This is a genomic window from Luteimicrobium xylanilyticum, assembly GCF_009429125.1.
In the GTDB taxonomy this organism is placed as follows: Bacteria; Actinomycetota; Actinomycetes; order Actinomycetales; family Cellulomonadaceae; genus Luteimicrobium; species Luteimicrobium xylanilyticum.
In genome coordinates, this window is record NZ_CP045529.1 from 3,861,673 (window position 1) to 3,878,954 (window position 17,282).

Consider the following 17,282-nt stretch of genomic DNA (forward strand, 5'->3'; position numbering starts at 1 on the left):
AGCGTGGGGGCCGTGGCCGACGACGACTCCCCCGCCCGCTTCGCGTCCCTGCCCGTGCGCCCGCCCGTCCTGCCGATGCTCGCCAAGGCGGTCGGGACCATCCCGCGCGACGACGCTGCCGCGGACGCGCCCGACCCCGACTCCGGCTGGTCGTACGAGCCCAAGTGGGACGGGTTCCGCTGCATCGTGTTCCGCGACGGCGACGACGTCGAGCTCGGGAGCCGCAACACCAAGCCCCTCACGCGCTACTTCCCGGAGGTCGTCGAGGCGCTGCTCGCGGCGCTGCCGGAACGGTGCGTCGTCGACGGGGAGCTCGTGGTCGTCCGGCCGGAGCCCGGGACGGACGAGGACGGGGCTCCGTCGTCAGCGACACGCCTCGACTTCGACCGCCTGCAGGACCGCATCCACCCCGCCGCGTCGCGCGTCAGGCTGCTGGCCGAGCAGACGCCCGCCTCGTTGGTCGTGTTCGACCTCCTGGCGCTGGGCGACGACGACCTCACCGGGCGGCCGCTCGCGGAGCGCCGCAGGCTTCTTGAGGACGCCCTGGGCGACACGAGCCGCACCCGGGTGACGTCCGCGGCGGACCTCACGACGTCGTCGGGCGTGTACCTGTCCCAGACCACGCGCGACCCGGACGAGGCCCGGCGCTGGTTCGAGGTGTTCGAGGGCGCGGGGCTCGACGGCGTCGTCGCCAAACCCCTCGCCTCCACCTACCAGCCCGACAAGCGCGGCTGGGCGAAGATCAAGCACGAGCGGACCGCCGACGTCGTCGTCGCCGGGTACCGCCTGCACAAGACCTCGACCGAGGAGCGGCCGCTGCTCGGCTCGCTCCTCCTCGGCCTGTACGACGACGGCGGCACCCTCCACCACGTGGGTGTCGCCGCGTCCTTCACGACGGCGAGGCGGGCGGAGCTCGTCGACGAGCTGAGGAAGCTCGAGATCCCGCTCACCCAGCACCCGTGGGCGCGCTGGCAGACCGATGCCACGTCCGGAGACTCGCGCCTTCCGGGCGGGGTCTCGCGGTGGAACGCCAAGAAGGACCTGTCGTTCGTGCCGCTCGACCCGGTGCTCGTCGCGGAGGTGCGGTACGAGCACATGGAGGGCGACCGGTTCCGGCACACCGCCCGGCTCGTGCGCTGGCGCGAGGACCGCGACCCCGAGACGTGCACCTACGAGCAGCTCGAGGAGGTCGCGCGCTACGACCTGGCGGACGTCCTGCGCTGACCGCGAAGTAGTACGGCCGCCGGTATACCTCGCGAGGTATACCGGCGGCCGTACTACTTCGGCGGGAGGGGCGTCAGGCGGACGCGCCCACCGGCTCACGGTCCCGGCGAGCGTCGCGCTCCTCGAGCCGCTTGACGAGCTTGTCGCCCTCGACGTCCAGGTTCGGCAGGATCTTGTCGAGCCACTTCGGCAGCCACCAGGCCTTCTCGCCGGCCAGCGCCATGACGGCCGGGATGAGCGTCATCCGGACGACGAACGCGTCGATCAGGATGCCGAACGCCAGGGCGAAGCCGATCTGCTTGATCATCGTGTCGTCACCGAAGATGAAGCCCGAGAACACGGAGATCATGATGATCGCCGCCGCGACGACGACGCGCGCCGCCCCGCGGAACCCGTCGATCACGCCCTTGACGCCCGGGTGCCCGTGGACGTGCGACTCGCGCATCGAAGACACGAGGAACATCTGGTAGTCCATCGCGAGCCCGTAGAGGATGCCCGTGACGATGATCGGCAGGAAGCTCAGGATCGGCCCGGGTGTGTCGAAGCCGAAGAGGTTCTTGAGCCAGCCCCACTGGAACAGGGCGGTCGTGGCGCCCAGCGACGCACCGATCGTGAGGACGAACCCGAGGGTCGCGGTGACCGGCACGTAGATCGAGCGGAACACCAGCAGCAGGATCACCAGCGAGATCACGACGATGATCGCGACGTACGGGATGAGCGCGTCGGAGAGGACCTTGGACATGTCGATGTTCATGGCGGTCACGCCGGTGACCCCGAGGTCTGCTCCGGCGGCGCTGGCCACTCCCGGAGCTCGCAGGGCGTGCACCAGGTCGATGGTGCCCTGGTCCGTGGGGCCGGCGTCGGGCACGACGGTGAACGTCGCCGTGCGGCCGTCCTGCGACACGGCGCCGGGGATGACGGCGGTCACGTGGTCGACGTCCGCGAGCGCGTCCTTGACCGAGGTGATGCCCTTGGCGCCGAGCGCCTGGTCGCCGCTCGCGACGACGAGGAGGGGCCCGTTGAAGCCCTCGCCGAACCCGGCGGTGACGGCGTCGTAGGACTGCCGCTCGACGGTCCCGGTGTTCGCGGTGCCCGACGACGGCAGGTTGAGGTCCATCTTCGTGAACGGCACGGCGAGCGCACCGAGCAGGACCACGACGCCGACGGTCACCCACGCGGGACGCTTGGCGATGCCCTGGGCCCAACGGGTCGCGGGGCCGTGCGTCGCGCCGTCGGGGTGCGCGGCGGCCTTGGCGGCGTTCTTCTCGCGCTGCTTGGGCGTGACGAGCCGCTCCCCGACGAAGCCGAGCAGCGCCGGGAGCAGGGTCAGGGCGACGAGGACGGCGATGATCACGGTGCCCGCCGCGACGAGCGCCATGGTCGTGAGGAAGCTGATGCCGATGATCGACAGGCCCGAGAGGGAGACGACGACGGTCAGGCCCGCGAAGAACACGGCCGACCCGGCGGTCCCGACGGCGCGGCCTACGGCCTCGTGCGCGGCGAGCCCCTTGTCGAGGATCAGCCGCCTGGCGCGGTTGGTGATGAACAGGGCGTAGTCGATGCCGACCGCCAGCCCGATCATCAGGGCGAGGATCGGCGTCATCGAGGTCATGTCGATCACCGACGACAGCGCGTACGCGGAGCCCACGCCGACGCCGACGCCGACGATCGCGGTGAGCAGCGGCATGCCGGCGAGGCGCAGCGAGCCGAGCGTGATGAGCAGGACGATCGCGGCGATCACCAGGCCGACGATCTCGCGCGGGCCCATCGGGGCCTCGATCGTCTGCGTGAGGTCGGAGCTCGGCAGGACCGTCAGGCCGGCGTCCTCGGCCTTGTCGGCGGACGCGACGATCGCGTCCGTCGCGCCGTCGGGCAGGGACATCGGGCTGTCGGTGAGCTGGAACTGCAGCATCGCGACGCGCCCGTTCGTGGACACCGTCACGCCGTCGACGGCGGTCGCGTCGTCTCCCTTGCCCGTCATGAGCGGCTGCATGGTGACGTCGCCCGCGGGGGCCAGCGCCTTCTGCATGTCGGCCGGGACCTTCGTGCCGTCGTCGGACGCCTGCGACTTCACCACGTAGTCGCTGGTGTGGATGTCCTTGACGACCTGCTCGATCGCGGCCGTGCGCTCAGCCGTGTCGACGCGCTGGCCGTCAGGGGCCTCGAACACGACGGACACGCTCGTGCCCGACGACGACGGGATCTCCTGCTCGAGGTGGTCCATGACCTCCTGGGAGGCGGTCCCGGGGATGGAGAACTCGGTGGAGGTCTGCGGGGGGTTGATCGCCAGCAGCGCGCCGACGGCGACGAGCACGACCAACCAGATCGCGAGGACTCGCCCGCGCGCCCGGTAGGCGAGCGAGCCGAGTCGGTACAGCAGTGTGGACACGGGGGACTCCGATCGAGGTGGTGTGGCTACGTCGTCGGAGCCGGAGCGGGTGGAGCGGCGAGGTCGTGCGTAGGGGACGGGCGGGCGGCCGGGGCCGCGACGTCAGGTGGCGCCGGTGCAGTCGTCGCCCGCGGGGATGAGGTGCACGAGCTCCGCGATGACGTCGTCGAGCGCGAGGGCGCCGGGGGCGTCGCCGTCGACCTCACGCACGTGCAGCCGGCGTGAGTAGACCGCGCCGACCGTCGCCATCACGGCGCCCGGGATCGCGAAGGCGTAGACGGCGTGCACGGGTGGGACGGACTCGTCCTGCCCGCGCATGAGCTCGACCACGCGGTCTCCCGCCTCGTGCTCGATGCCCGCGAGGTGGGGGACGAGCTCGGGGCTCGCCTCCGTGAGGGCGATCAGCGACCGGAAGGTCGCCACCGAGTCGGCGGCGAGCAGGGTGTGGACGGCGTCGGCCATGATCGCCTCGCCGACCTCGCGGTGCTGACGGGCGTCGGGCCGCGGATCGGCGGACTTGGCGGCGATCCGCCGTTCGACCTCGTCGAGGAGGCCCGCGACCCGGAGCCGGACGACGGCGGTGACGGCCTCTTCCTTCGAGACGAAGTGGTTGAAGAAGGTGCGCCGGGAGACGTCGGCGCGTCGTGCGACGTCGTCGATCGTGAAGCCGTCGAGGCCGTGCTCGGTCGCGAGCGCGAACGCGGCGGTCGCGAGCGCCTCCCGCGTGGCCTCGCGCTTGCGGGTGCGGAGGTCCGGCGCCGGGCGGGCGTCGTCGGGGGCGAGCATGGTCATGCGCCCCAGCATGCGCCTCATCTTGCACAGAGTGCAACTCTGCACGAAGTGCAACGAGTGTGACCGTGGTCACCCGGCGCCGGGCGCCGACCCGGCGCACGATGGAGCGATGACCGACGACGACCAGCTCACGACCAACCGGCGCGTCATCGAGCAGTTCCGGGCCGGCGGTGAGGTCGACGGCATGCACCGCGACCGGCTGCTCCTGCTCACGACGCGCGGCCGCCGCACCGGCGAGCTGCGAACCACGCCCGTGCTCGTCGTCGACGACGACCCCACCGGGCTGCGGTTCGTCGTCGCTTCCGGCGCGGGGTCACCCCGGGTGCCCGGGTGGTTCCACAACCTCGTCGACCAGCCCGTCGTGCACGTCGAGGTCGCCGGCGACGCGTACGACGCCGTCGCCCGGGTCGCGGGCGGGACCGAGCGGGACGGGCTGTGGGAACGGCTCGTCGAGGCGTACCCGTTCTTCGTCGAGCACGAGAAGCAGGCGGGCCGCGAGCTCCCGCTGGTGATCCTCGACCGCCGCTGACCCCGAGCTCGCCGACTGTGACGCCGGATCCGCCGAGGGTGACGCTGTGCGCGTCGACGGTGACGTCAGTCGCTGGGACTCCCGCGAGAGGTCAAGATCGGCAACGTCGAGGCCGTTTCGATGCCGATCTCGACCTCTCACGCCGCCACCAGGCCCACACCGCGAACGGGGCGCGTCAGACCTCGGCGCGACCCAGCACGTCGAGGATCCACGCGTCCTCGAACGCGATCTCCTCCCACCGGGCGTACCGCCCCGACACCCCGCCGTGCCCCGCGCTCATCTCCGTCTTGAGCAGGACGGGCGCACCGACGTCGCGCAGCCGGGCGGTCCACTTGGCCGGCTCGACGTACAGGACGCGCGTGTCGTTGAGGCTCGTCGTCGCGAGGATCCGCGGGTAGTCGGCGTCGTCGCGCACGTTCTCGTACGGCGTGTACGACTTCATGTAGCGGTACACGTCGGCGTCGTGGAGCGGGTCGCCCCACTCGTCCCACTCGACGACGGTCAGCGGCAGCGACGGATCGAGGATCGACGTCAGGGCGTCCACGAACGGGACGCCCGCGTGGATCCCGGCGAACAGCTCCGGCGCGAGGTTCGCGACCGCACCCATGAGGAGCCCGCCCGCGCTGCGACCGTCGGCGACCATGCGCTCCGGGCTCGTCCAGCCCGCGCCGACGAGGTGCCGGGCGACCGCGACGAAGTCCGTGAACGTGTTCCTCTTCGTGAGCTCCTTGCCGTCGTCGTACCAGCGGCGACCCAGCTCGCCTCCACCGCGCACGTGCGCGACGGCGAACACGACGCCCCGGTCCAGCAGCGACAGGCGCGGGATGGAGAACGACGGGTCGATGCTCGTCTCGTACGAGCCGTACCCGTAGAGCAGCAGCGGCGCGGGCTCCGCGCGCGTCCCCGCGTTGTCCAGACCCAGCGCGTCCCGCCGCCACACGAGCGAGACCGGGACCTGCGTGCCATCGTCGGCGGTGGCCCACTCGCGGCGCTGCACGTACTCGGCCGGGTCGAACGGGCGGCCGTCCGGGTCGGGGAGGACGGGCTGGCGCTTGAGCTCGCGCAGCTCACCGGTCGCGACGACGTAGTCGTAGACCGTCGCCGGCTCGACGAACGACGCGTACGCGAGGCGGATCGCCGGCTGCCGGAACTCGGGGTTGGCGCCCGTCCCGACCGTGAAGAGGGGCTGGTCGAAGGGGATCTCCCGCACCTCCCAGGGCGCTTCCCCCGGCGTGACCACACCGACCCGCGCCAGGCCGTCGCGCCGGTAGGAGAGGACGACGTGACCGTCGAACGCGTCCACGTCCTCCAGCCGCGTCCCCTGCGACGACGGCACGACCGTGACCGCATGCTCCGGCCCGAGGGGGTCCCCGGTCGGGACCTTCGAGAGCGCGAGCTCGAAGTTCTCCGGCGCGTCGCCCGAACCGCCGTTGTGCAGGACCAGCAGCGCGTCCGACCGCACCCCCGAGGCCTCCTGCAGCCACAGGTGCTCGACCGAGTACTCGACGCCCTCCCGGCGCGGCCAGACGACGCGCGGCTCCCCCGTGACGTCGTCGGCGGGGAGCAACCACACCTCGGACGTGATCTTCGATCCCATCTCGATGACGACGAACCGCCTCGACCGCGTCAGCCCCGCACCGAGCCAGAACCGCTCGTCGGGCTCGTGGAAGACCTTCACGTCGTCCTCGACGGGGGCGCCGACGCGGTGACGCCACAGGGTGTCGGGCCGCCACGCGTCGTCGACGGTCGTGTAGAAGAGGTGCTCGCCGTCGGGCGAGAAGAACGCACCCGGGAACGTGCCAGGGATCTCGTCGGTGAGGTTCTCGCCCGTCGCGAGGTCGCGGATGCGGAGCGTGAAGCGTTCGTCACCGTCGACGTCGACGGCGTAGAGCGCGCGCGTGCCGTCGGCGGTGACGTCGAACGAGCCCAGCGAGAAGAACTCGTGGCCCTCGGCCTCGGCGTTCTGGTCGAGGAGGAGCTGCTCGCCGGGCAGCGCGCTGCCGTCGGCAGGCAGGGCGGGCGGGGCCCAGCCGTCGTCGGCACCGTCCTCGTCGGCGACGGGCACGCGGACGTGCACGGGGTACTGCTTCCCCTCGACGGTGCGCGTCACGTACCAGTACCCGCCCTCGCGGACCGGCACCGACAGGTCCGTCTCCTGCGTCCGGGACCTGATCTCCTCGAAGAGCCGCGACCGCAGCGGGGCGAGGTGCGCCGTCGCCGTCCGGGTGTACGCGTTCTCGGCCTCGAGGTACGCGATCACGTCGGGGTTCGACTTGTCGCGCAGCCAATCGTAGTCGTCGACGAACGCGTCGCCGTGGTGGGAGCGCGTCGTCGGGCGCTTGGCGGCGCGAGGAACGGTGGGCTGGTTCTCGTCGGGCACGGGCCCACCCTAGGCGTTCGCCCCCACGCCCGGTCAGCGAGAATCCCCGGGGCCGGCCGCGATCGGGGCCTCACCCCGCCGTCTGCGACGACGCCGCCCGCTCCCCGACCGACGCGCGCACGTCGTCGAGGGTGAGGGGGTGCGCCAGGCCGGCCGGGGCCGGCCTCGACGACTCGACGCCCAGGTCCGCGCGGACGTGGACGAGCTCGCCGGGGTCCAGCTCGCGCCACCCGCTCTCGCCGTCCATCGGCTCGGAGGCGACGACGACGGCGCGCTCCCCCGCGAGCGCCTGCGACCGGGCGTGGATGCGCGCGCTGCGCGCGTCGAGGGGCTGGCCGCCACGTCGTTCGAGGACGTAGAGGCCGTGCGTCGCCGGAAGCCGGAGCGCCCACAGCTCGTCGGCGGTCGCGAGGATGACGTTGAGCGCGAAGACGGGCAGCTCGGCCGCGACCCACCGGACGGCCGCCGTGAGCCCGGCCCCGACGTCACCGCCCGCGCGTCGGATCTCGGCGGTGACGAGCGCGAACACCCGCTCGGAGTCGGTCGCGCCGCGGACCAGGCCGTCCGTGCCGAGGTCCCGGAGCCGCGCGTCGAGCGTGTCGAGGCCACCCACGACACCGTTGTGGGCGAACAGCCGCCCGTCCTGGACGAACGGGTGCGTGTTCTCGACCGTCAGCGCGCCCGTGCTCGCGTACCGGACGTGCGCGACGAAGGTGGTCGCCTCGACGTCGCGGGCGTCCGTCGCGAAGGACGGGTCCTCGTACGCGGGGAGCGGCTGCTTGTCGACCCGCACGACGCCGTCGGGCCCGAAGACCCCGATCCCCGCGCCGTCCGGGTTGCGACGGGACTGGGCGGCGAGCGAGTCGGGGGCGTCGAGCAGCCAGAAGGTCGCGGGGACGGCTCGCGGCCCGGCGTGCAGGGCGAACAGCCGGCACATCAGTCGGCCGGCCTGCGCGCTCGGCTCGGCTGGACACGACGCGGCTCGCCGGCCATCTTCGGGTGCTCGGGCGGGTACGGCAGGTCGCCGAGGCCCTCCTCCTCGTCGCGCTCGTACCAGGCGAGGAGCGGGTCGAGCGAGTGCGCGACGTCGTCGATCTCGGCCCAGGGGTCGACGCCGTCGCCGTGCGGGCCGCCACCGGGCTCGAGGCGCGCCGGGACCGTGCCGACGTGGAAGGCCCGCGGGTCGTCGAGCTCGGCGAGCTCGTCCCACGTGACGGGCGTCGACACGGGCGCACCCGGCTTGGGGCGGATCGAGTACGCGCTCGCGATGGTGCGGTCGCGGGCGTTCTGGTTGTAGTCCACGAAGATCGCCTCGCCGCGCTCCTCCTTCCACCACGCCGTCGTGACGCCGTCGGTGCGGCGGCCCAGCTCGCGGCCGAACGCGATCGCCGCGTGCCGCACGTCCGTGAACGTCCAGCGCGGCTCGATCCGCACGAACACGTGGATCCCCCGGTTGCCGGACGTCTTGGGGAAGCCCCGGACACCCACCTCTTCCAGGAGGTCCCGCGCGACCATCGCGACCCGGCGCGCGTCCGCGAAGTCGGTGCCGGGCTGCGGGTCGAGGTCGATGCGGAGCTCGTCGGGGTGCTCGACGTCCCCGCTGCGCACCGGCCACGGGTGGAACACGATCGTGCCCATGTGCGCCGCCCACACGGGGACCGCCGGTTCGGTGGGCGCGATCTCGTCGGCGGTGCGGCCCGACGGGAACGCGATGGTCGCCGTCTCGACATAGCCCGGTGCCCCCGAGGGAACGCGCTTCTGGTAGAAGGCGTCCGGGCTCTCACGCGTCCCTCGCCCTGCTCCCTCACGCGTGGCCAGCACCATGCCCTCGCGCACGCCGCGCGGCCATCGTTCCAACGTCGTCGGGCGGTGCCACAGCGCGCGCAGCAGCCCGCCCACGTCCGACGGCGCACCCCCGGCGACGGCGGCCGGGCGCGACTCCCCCGGGCGTCCGCCGAGCGTCGCGACGGCCGCGTAGTAGCGCGCGACGTCAAGCTTGGTGACGGCGGCGGTGCTGTCCGTGGCCTCGAAGATCACCCGGTCCGGGCTGGACACGCGCACGGCCCGCCCCGCGACCTCGATCTCGACGGCAGCGCCCTCCGTGGTGCCCATGGTTTCGACCGTACGGGCAGCCCCCGACGAGGGCGACCGCTCACTCCCCCGGCAGGCGGGCTGCGGACTCCACCCCGGTGCGGATCCAGGTCTCGAGGGCGTCGTCGTCGAGGACGTCGCCGTCGACGACGATCCAGCCCCGCATCTCCCGCCCGCCCATGACCGCCTGGCGAGTGCCGGGCTCGGTCAGGGCGAGCTCGACGTCGTCGGGGCCGACGCGGAGCAGCAGACCGTCGCCGCTGACGGCGACCGCGATGCGCCCGTCCCACAGGAACGAGAGCCCGCCGAACATGCGCTTCTCCGTCACCGCGAGGTCCGCGCCGATCCGGTCGCGGACGCGCTGGGCGAGGACCTGGTCGTAGGCCATGCACCCATCATGGTGCGCGCCACCGACACGCCGCGTGCCGAGCGGAGGGATCAGGGGCGCAGGAGGCCCTCCGCGACGGCGGTCGCCATCGACGGCGCGAGCGGGAGCCGCGGCACCAGGGTCGACTGGAACGCGTGGTAGAGGTCGGCCTTGCCGGGCCAGACGGTCCCGGCCGGCTGGTTGGCGGGGTCGAGCTCGTGGAACCACGACCCGTGCTCGTGGTCGAGGACGTGCCGGTCCGCGTAGTCCCACCACCGGGCGTACAGGCCGGCGTACCGGTCGGCGGCCGCCTCGTCGCCCGCGCGGACCGCGCGCGCCTGGAGCGCGGCGGCCGTGTTGACGCCCTCCGCGACGACCCAGTGCATCCGCTGGCGCACGACGGGCTTGCCCTCCCAGTCGGTGGTGTAGACGAACCCGGGCGCGCCGTCGGCGTCCCACCCGTCGGCTACGGCCCGGTCGAACAGCCCGACGGCGGCCAGGTGCAGGTCCGCGTGCGAGGACAGCCCCACCCCGTCGAGCGCCGCCTCGAGGTGAAGCAGTAGGCGCGCCCACTCGAGCCCGTGCCCCACGGTCGCCCCGAACGGCTTGAACGGGTCGTCGGGACGGTCGCGGTTGAGCTCGAGGTCCGGGACCCAGTCGGGCCCGAAGTGCTCGGGGATCCGCCACTCGTGACCCTTCGCCTGCCCGACGACGAACTCCGCGATCCGCGCGGCGCGGCGGAGCCACGCGGGGTCGCCCGTGACGTCGGCGGCGGCGAGCATGGCTTCGACGGAGTGCATGTTGGCGTTGACCCCGCGGTAGGGGTCGAGGGTCGTGAACGCGGTGTCCCAGGTGTCGACGGCGAGACCCGCGTCGTCGTCCCAGAACCGTTCGAGGTACACCTCGGTCGCCTCGTCGAGGAGCTCGCGGGCGCCGTCGAGCCCGGCCCGGACCGCGGAGGTCGCGGCGAGCACGACGAACGCGTGCTGGTACGCCTCCTTGCCCTCGGAGTGGGTGCCGTCGGGCAGGACGGTGCCGTACCAGCCCCCGTGCTCGACGTCGCGCAGGGGGGCGTCGGGGCCGACGAGGCCGTCGAGCGCGCCCTGCGCGACGTCGCGTGCCCCGGGGATCCCGAGCAGGGCCCCGAGCGAGTAGACGTGCACCGTCCGCCCGGTGATCCAGGTCTGGACGCCGCGTGCCGTCTCGGGTCTGCCGACCGCGTCGAGCCAGTACGCTCCCCCACCGGGCGCGGCCGTCCGGCGGCCGAACGCGAGCAGCGACTCGGCGTGCTGCTGGAGCCACGCGCGGTGCGTGGGGAGGTCGGTCCAACGGGTCATGCGGGCACTCCTTGACGATTCGTTGTGTGACAACGCTGTCGAAACCCTAGCGGACCCAGCGGGCCACGAGGTCGTTCGCGGACCGCAGCACACGCGGCCCGGTCAGCTCGGACGGGTCGATCGCGACCGCCGTGCGACCGCGCGACGCCGTGCGCGGCAGCGCGGCACCGGGGACGAAACCGGCGTCACGGACCCGGACGTCGAACGTGACGGTCTCACCCGGCAGGAGCGTGACCAACGCATCCGTCGCCTCGAGCGACGGGTCGACGATATCGGCCAGGAGCGCAACGTCCCGCACGAGGTTGTCCGCCGTCACGGTGACGCGCCAGCCGTCGCCGTCCCCGACGGCCTGCGCACGCAGCCGGGGCGCCTCGAGGGCCGAGTCGCGCGCCTCCGCGAAGAACCACAGCCCGCGCTGCTCGCCGAGCGTCGCGACGAGCAGCTCGGCGCGCTCGTCCCCCGGGGTCGCGACCGCCTCGGGCACGGGCACGGTGGCCGTCCCCCGGGCCGCGACGTCCACCGCGACCTTCGTCGCGTCCGCCTCGACGCCGTCGAACGTCAGCCGCTGCACCACGACGTCGCCACGCCACGGCTCGGCCGTGTCGTTCACGACGACGACCGCGAGCCCGCCGTCCCGCGGCTGCACGGTGACCAGCCGGTCGGCGTGCGCGTGCGCGAGCGCGTGCAGCAGGGGCTTGGCGTGCCCGTCACCGTCGACCGCGGCCCAGGACGTGACCGGCCAGCAGTCGTTGAGCTGCCAGACCACCGAGCCCATGTTCCGCGGCGCCCACGAGCGCAGGTGCTCGACCGCGAGCTGCACGGCGTTGGCCTGGTTGAGCGACATGGCCCAGTGCCAGTCGCCCATGTCGTCGGGCAGGGGCAGGTGCGCGACGAGGCCGTCGGTGAGCTTGTCGTTCCCGCTCATCGCCTTCTGGTGGACCAGCATCCCGGGCGACTCGGGGGTCAGCGGGTCGTCGTGGATCGCACGCGTGAGCGTCGACCAGGCGGGCGGCCCCTGCCAGCCGAACTCCGCCATGAACCGGGGCACGTCGTCACGGTAGTGCGGGTAGTCCTCCCGGTTCCACAGCTCCCACGAGTGCATCGACCCGTGGTCGGGGCTGTTGGGGTCGAGGCCCATGTCGATCGGCAGGTCGCCGGACCACGGGCTCGACGGCGTGTACGGGCGCCCCGGGTCGAGCTCGCCCACCACCGACGGGAGCAGGTCCTCGTAGTACCCGAGCCCCCACGACCGGCCCTGGAGCCGCCTCTCGAAGCCCCAGACGCGCACACCCCAGACGTTCTCGTTGGACCCGTTCCACAGCACGAGGCTCGGGTGCACCATGAGCCGCGTGACGTTGTCACGGGCCTCCGCCTCGACCTCCGACCGCAGCGGGTCGTCCTCGGAGTACGCCGCGCACGCGAACAGGAAGTCCTGCCACGTGAGGACGCCGCGCTCGTCGCACAGGTCGTAGAAGTCGTCGGCCTCGTAGATGCCGCCGCCCCACACACGCAGCAGGTTGACGTTCGCAGCCTCGGCCTGCGCGATCCGTGCCGCGTAGCGGTCACGCGTGACCCGGTGCGGGAACGCGTCGTCGGGGATCCAGTTGGCGCCCTTGACCCAGACCGGCTGGTCGTTCACGACGAAGGTGAACGAGGTGCCCTGCTCGTCCGGGAGCGTGTCGAGCCGCACCGTCCGGAACCCGACCCGCCCGGTCCAACGGTCGAGCACGATCCCACCCTCGGGCCGCACCTCCACCGTCACCTCGTACAGGGGCTGCGCGCCGTACCCGCGCGGCCACCACAGGTCCACGTCCGCCACGTCCACGGGCACGACGACGTCGCTCGCCCCCGCGGGGACCGTCACCGACACGGTGGTCGCGTCGCCCGGGGCGCCGACGGCCACGGTGACGACGACCTCGGCCTCCGTCGTCGCCCGGTCGAGTGCGACGTGCACGTCCAGGTGGCCCGTCGCACCGACGGCGGAGTCGTCGGGCCCCGCGCTGACCGTCGACACGGGACGCACGGAGGCGAGCCGCGCCGTCCGCCACGACTCGAGCCGGACCGGACGCCAGATGCCCGACGACGCGGTGTCGATGCCCCAGTCCCAGCCGAAGCTGCACGCCATCTTCCTGATCGCGTTGAACGGGTGGTGGTTGACCTGCGGCCGGTAGCCGAGCGCCAGGCTCTGGGCGTCCGCGTACCGGACCGGTGACGCGAACGTCACGACGAGCTCGTTGGCCCCCTGTCGCAGACGGTCGGCGACGTCGAAGCGGTACGTGCGGTGCATGTTCGCCGTGCGCGCGACCTCGGCGCCGTTGAGCACGACCGTCGCGACGGTGTCGAGACCGTCGAAGACGAGCTCGTGCCGGTCGGTCCGGCCGTCCGGCACCCAGTCGAACGTCGTCCTGTACTCCCAGTCGCACTGCCCGATCCACTGCAGCAGGGCCTCGTTGTCGTCGAGGTACGGGTCCGGGATCGCACCGGCGGCCAGCAGGTCCGTGTGGACCGAGCCGGGAACCGTCGCGGGGAACGAGCGACCGCTGACCTCGGTCGCGACGGGCCCCGCCACGGCACGGACGGCCCAGCCGTCGTGAAGCTCGCGCCGGAGAATCGCCGTCGTGGAAGGGGTCGAAGAGGGGGTCACTTGGTCGCTCCAGACGTCAGGCCGTTGTAGATGAACCGCTGCAGGAAGAGGAAGGCGAGCAGCGTCGGGATGATCACCAGGATCGTCCCGGCGGAGATGACCTCCCACTGCGAACCGAAAGGCCCCTTGAACGCGAAGAGCGACGTCGAGATGACCTGCAGGTCCGGCTGCGGCATGTAGAGAAAAGGTATGTAGAACTCGTTGTAGACCGCGATGCCCTTGATGATCACGACGGTAGCGATCGCGGGCTTCAGCAGGGGGAAGACGATACGGGTGAAGATCGTCAGCCGGTTCGCGCCGTCGAGCATCGCGGCCTCGTCGAGCGCACGCGGGATCGACTTCATGAACTGCAGGAAGATGTAGATCGACACGATGTCCGTGCCCATGAAGAGCACGATCGCCGACCACCGCGTCCCGACGAGCCCGAACGCGTTGACGACCTGGTAGGTGGCGACCTGCGTCGTCACCCCCGGGACGAACGTGGCGACGAGGAAGCCGAACGCGACGAGCCACTTGCCCCGGAACTGGAACCGGTCGAGCGCATAGGCCGTCATGGCGCCGATGATCACGCTCCCCACGACCGAGATCACCAGGATGACCAAGGTGTTGAGGAAGCCGCGAACCATGTTGCCCTGGGTGAACGCGGTGACGAAGTTGTCGAGGTTGAACCAGTTCTTCGGCGGGGTCAGCGGCCCCGACGTCCGGTACTCCTGGTCGGTCTTGAACGACGCCATGAGGATCGTCAGGATCGGCGTGACGGCGAACAGGCAGGCCACCACCAGCGACAGGTACTTGAGGACCGTGGCGGCCGGCCCGACGACGGGGCTGCTCGCCCGCTGCCACCGGGCGAGGGCCCCGCGGGCGCGGTCCGCCACGGTCACGTGGACGTCGTCGGCCGGGGCGAGGGCCGTCGTCGGCCGGGCGGGGAGGGTCGGGGCGCTCATGCGCGGTCCTCCTTCTTCTGCTCGGGGAAGACCGTGCGCTGGACCCAGGCCACCAGGAGCACGATCAGCAGCAGGACGACGGCCATCGCGCTCGCGAGGCCCACCTGCCGGAAGTTGAAGGCCGTGTTGAGGGTCTGGATGACGAACGTCATCGTCCCGTTCGCCCCGCCCGTCATGATGTAAGGGATCTCGAACGCGGACAGCGACCCGGAGACCGAGAGGATCATCGTGAGCACGAGGATCTGCCGGATGCTCGGGGCGATGATGTAGCGGAACTTGTGCCACGACGTGGCGCCGTCGAGGTCGGCGGCCTCGTACAGCTCGGACGGCACCGACTGGATCGCTCCGAGGAAGAGCACGAAGTTCAGGCCCAGGTATCGCCAGACCGACGTGCCGGCCAGCGACCAGTTCGCGATGTCGGGGTTGCCGAGCCACTGCGGCGTGTCTTGGATCCCCACGATCGAGAGCACCGAGTCGAGCGTCCCGCCCGGCCGGAAGAAGAACAAGAAGATCAGGCTGATCGCGACGCCGTTGATCAGGTAGGGGAAGAAGATGATCCCCTTGAACAGGTTCCGCAGGCGCGTCTTGAAGCTCAGGATCGTCGCGAAGTAGAGCGCCAGCACGAGCTGGACGACCGAGCCCACCAGGTAGAAGAGGCTCACCACGAACACGCGGAACAGCGACGGGTCGGTGAAGAGCTTGACGTAGTTGTCGAGCCCGACGAACGGCATCTTCGCGTCGAGGCCGTCCCACGACGTGAAGCTGTAGCCGAACATGTTGAACACGGGCACGTAGGTGAACGTGACAAGGAACGCGACCGGGACGAGCAGGAAGAGCCACGGGGTGATCCGCCAGCCGTGGCGGGACAGCGTGTCGTGGCTCCCGCGACGCCGCCGACGGCGGGGCGGGGCCGCGCCGCGAGGCGCGGCGACCGTCTCCTCGAGTGCAGCCATGGGTGGGGACCTCTCGGTCGGACGACGTCGGCTCCGACGTCGCGTGGTGGTCGATCACGGGCCGCCTCCACGGCGGCCGAGGCGTGCGCCCGGGAGAACCCGGGCGCACGCCGTGGGGTGCTAGGAACGCGTCACTTGGTCCCGACCTGGGCGCGGGCAGCCGCCCAGCGCTTGTTGAGGTCGGCGAAGAACGAGTCCTTGTCGCCCTTCGCGGCGCCGCGCGCGACGTCGATCATCTTCTTGCGGTAGTTCGGCCCCTGGAGGTCGATCTGCGACGCGTTCTGGATGTCGGTGTCGAGCGTCTCCTGGCCCTTGGGCGCCGGGTTCAGCTCGACGAGGTCGACGCCGAAGTCCTGGAAGGGCTTGAGGACGTCGGGCATCGCCCCGTCCTTGTTCGCGGGGATACCGCCGTTGAGCTGCGCGAAGCCGGACTCGTTCTCGAACCAGTCGAGCCACGCCTTCGCGGTCGCCTTGTTCTTCGAGTACTTGCTGATGCCGACCGTGTAGTCCGTGCCGATGATCGACTGGAACTTGCCGTCCTTCTGGAACGGCATCGGCCAGAAGCCGATGTCGTCCTTCGACGCACCGGACTTCACGGCGGCGTCCTGCATCTGCGGCGCGGCCCAGGAGCCGAGCTGCATCATCGCGATCTTGCCCGTGCCGAGGAGGTTCTTCGACTCCTCCCAGTTGGTCGTCGTCGGGTCGGCCTCGGACAGCTTGTCGTGCACGATGTCGTACAGCAGGCCGTCGATCTGGTACTGCTCCTTGCCCGAGTCCCACGGCGAGTCGTCGGCGTCGCGGATCTTCGTGGCGTCCGGCCCGTTGATCGCGCCGGCGTTGTTCTGCCAGTTCGACAGCGGCCAGCCGTCCGCGTAGTTCGTGTAGTACGGCGCGATCTTCGTCTTGTCCTTGATCGCCTGGAGGTCCTGGAGGAGCTCGTCGGTGGTCTTCGGCGGGGCGGTGATCCCCGCTTCCTTCCAGACCTTCGTGTTGAGGACGTACCCCTGGGCCGTACCGAACGTCGACAGCGCGTACACGTTGTCCTGGTACGCCTGGGCGTTGATGAAGCGGTACGTCTTGCCGAGCTCGTCCACGGTGCCGAGCGGCTCGAAGAACTGCGGGAGCTGGTCCTTGGTGACCTTGTTCGGCACCAGGAGGACGTCACCGTAGTTGTGCGAGTTCAGGCGGATCGTGACGTCGTCCTCGTAGTTGGTGATCGCCTCGAACTTCACCGTCGTGCCGGGGTACTTCGCCTCGAACTTCTTGGCATAGTCGGCGAACGTCGTCTTCACCAGGTCGGTCCGGTTCGTGAGGACCGTGATGGTGCCCTTCACGTCGCCCTTGAAGGCGTCCGAAGCACCCTTGCTGCTGTCGTCGCCGGAGGCGCCGCCGCCCCCGCCCACACAGGCGGTGAGCGTCAGCGCCACCGCGGCGGCGGTGACGCCCGCCGCAAGGATCCGTCGAGTGGTCATGTCGTGTCCTGCTTCCTGTCGTCGTTGACGTGTCGTCGTCGACCGGCCGGCGATGCCGGCGGTAGAGCGATTAAGTGACCCCGATCATCCGAGAACGCACCCGTCCACGGGTGTCCCGGCGCTACCCTGCGCCGCGCGTGTCACCGTTGTCATGAGAACT

The 17,282-nt window shown here is 71.5% G+C and carries 13 protein-coding genes; 2 read left to right on the forward strand and 11 right to left on the reverse strand.

Annotated features, from left to right (window positions below; genetic code table 11):
• The first annotated feature begins 12 nt into the window (after nt 1-12).
• Entirely contained in the window at nt 13-1,224 is a 1,212-nt protein-coding gene (locus KDY119_RS17210; RefSeq protein ID WP_227994413.1) for an ATP-dependent DNA ligase, read from the forward strand.
• Between the two features lie 73 nt (nt 1,225-1,297).
• Here the strand turns inward: KDY119_RS17210 and KDY119_RS17215 are convergent, their stop codons facing one another.
• Nucleotides 1,298-3,613: an MMPL family transporter gene (locus KDY119_RS17215; RefSeq protein ID WP_036947777.1), complete on the reverse strand. Its 2,316-nt coding sequence runs from the start codon at nt 3,611-3,613 to the stop codon at nt 1,298-1,300.
• Nucleotides 3,614-3,715: 102 nt separating this feature from the next.
• A complete protein-coding gene (locus KDY119_RS18960; protein ID WP_227994414.1) occupies nt 3,716-4,405 on the reverse strand; it encodes a TetR/AcrR family transcriptional regulator in 690 nt (229 codons plus the stop codon).
• Between the two features lie 109 nt (nt 4,406-4,514).
• On the opposite strand from KDY119_RS18960, the gene KDY119_RS17225 reads away from it, so the two are divergent.
• Complete coding sequence (locus tag KDY119_RS17225; RefSeq protein ID WP_036947779.1) at nt 4,515-4,934, forward strand: nitroreductase/quinone reductase family protein; 420 nt, start codon at nt 4,515-4,517, stop codon at nt 4,932-4,934.
• 175 nt (nt 4,935-5,109) lie between these two features.
• Here the strand turns inward: KDY119_RS17225 and KDY119_RS17230 are convergent, their stop codons facing one another.
• From KDY119_RS17230 to KDY119_RS17270, 9 genes are all read right to left on the reverse strand, one after another.
• Complete coding sequence (locus KDY119_RS17230) at nt 5,110-7,314, reverse strand: S9 family peptidase (RefSeq protein WP_153022587.1); 2,205 nt, start codon at nt 7,312-7,314, stop codon at nt 5,110-5,112.
• A gap of 70 nt (nt 7,315-7,384) precedes the next feature.
• A complete protein-coding gene (locus tag KDY119_RS17235; RefSeq protein WP_036947788.1) occupies nt 7,385-8,251 on the reverse strand; it encodes a class II glutamine amidotransferase in 867 nt (288 codons plus the stop codon).
• Entirely contained in the window at nt 8,251-9,426 is a 1,176-nt protein-coding gene (locus KDY119_RS17240) for a DNA polymerase domain-containing protein (RefSeq protein ID WP_036947792.1), read from the reverse strand. Before KDY119_RS17240 ends, KDY119_RS17235 begins: the two co-directional genes overlap by 1 nt.
• Before the next feature lie 40 nt (nt 9,427-9,466).
• Nucleotides 9,467-9,793 (reverse strand): TfoX/Sxy family protein, encoded by a 327-nt coding sequence (locus KDY119_RS17245; protein WP_036947795.1) that lies wholly within the window; start codon nt 9,791-9,793, stop codon nt 9,467-9,469.
• Between the two features lie 50 nt (nt 9,794-9,843).
• Nucleotides 9,844-11,109, reverse strand: coding sequence for an AGE family epimerase/isomerase (locus KDY119_RS17250; RefSeq protein WP_153022588.1), 1,266 nt, complete (start codon nt 11,107-11,109; stop codon nt 9,844-9,846).
• Nucleotides 11,110-11,155: 46 nt separating this feature from the next.
• Nucleotides 11,156-13,753 carry a glycoside hydrolase family 2 protein gene (locus KDY119_RS17255; RefSeq protein WP_051136364.1) on the reverse strand — a complete coding sequence of 866 codons (2,598 nt, stop codon included), beginning with the start codon at nt 13,751-13,753 and terminating at the stop codon, nt 11,156-11,158.
• Nucleotides 13,750-14,697 (reverse strand): carbohydrate ABC transporter permease, encoded by a 948-nt coding sequence (locus tag KDY119_RS17260; protein ID WP_148284058.1) that lies wholly within the window; start codon nt 14,695-14,697, stop codon nt 13,750-13,752. The genes KDY119_RS17255 and KDY119_RS17260 overlap by 4 nt, the downstream gene beginning before the upstream one ends.
• Nucleotides 14,694-15,650: a carbohydrate ABC transporter permease gene (locus KDY119_RS17265; RefSeq protein ID WP_036947798.1), complete on the reverse strand. Its 957-nt coding sequence runs from the start codon at nt 15,648-15,650 to the stop codon at nt 14,694-14,696. Before KDY119_RS17265 ends, KDY119_RS17260 begins: the two co-directional genes overlap by 4 nt.
• Nucleotides 15,651-15,781: 131 nt before the next feature.
• A complete protein-coding gene (locus KDY119_RS17270) occupies nt 15,782-17,122 on the reverse strand; it encodes an ABC transporter substrate-binding protein (protein WP_051136365.1) in 1,341 nt (446 codons plus the stop codon).
• Nucleotides 17,123-17,282: the final 160 nt, after the last annotated feature.

Bases quoted from the DNA above. Each gene is read 5' to 3' on its own strand.
- KDY119_RS18960 (WP_227994414.1), bottom strand. From the start codon at position 4,405: ATGACCATGCTCGCCCCCGACGACGCCCGCCCGGCGCCGGACCTCCGC.
- KDY119_RS17225 (WP_036947779.1), top strand. From the start codon at position 4,515: ATGACCGACGACGACCAGCTCACGACCAACCGGCGCGTCATCGAGCAG.
- KDY119_RS17235 (WP_036947788.1), bottom strand. From the start codon at position 8,251: ATGTGCCGGCTGTTCGCCCTGCACGCCGGGCCGCGAGCCGTCCCCGCG.
- KDY119_RS17240 (WP_036947792.1), bottom strand. From the start codon at position 9,426: ATGGGCACCACGGAGGGCGCTGCCGTCGAGATCGAGGTCGCGGGGCGG.
- KDY119_RS17245 (WP_036947795.1), bottom strand. From the start codon at position 9,793: ATGGCCTACGACCAGGTCCTCGCCCAGCGCGTCCGCGACCGGATCGGC.
- KDY119_RS17250 (WP_153022588.1), bottom strand. From the start codon at position 11,109: ATGACCCGTTGGACCGACCTCCCCACGCACCGCGCGTGGCTCCAGCAG.
- KDY119_RS17260 (WP_148284058.1), bottom strand. From the start codon at position 14,697: ATGAGCGCCCCGACCCTCCCCGCCCGGCCGACGACGGCCCTCGCCCCG.
- KDY119_RS17265 (WP_036947798.1), bottom strand. From the start codon at position 15,650: ATGGCTGCACTCGAGGAGACGGTCGCCGCGCCTCGCGGCGCGGCCCCG.
- KDY119_RS17270 (WP_051136365.1), bottom strand. From the start codon at position 17,122: ATGACCACTCGACGGATCCTTGCGGCGGGCGTCACCGCCGCCGCGGTG.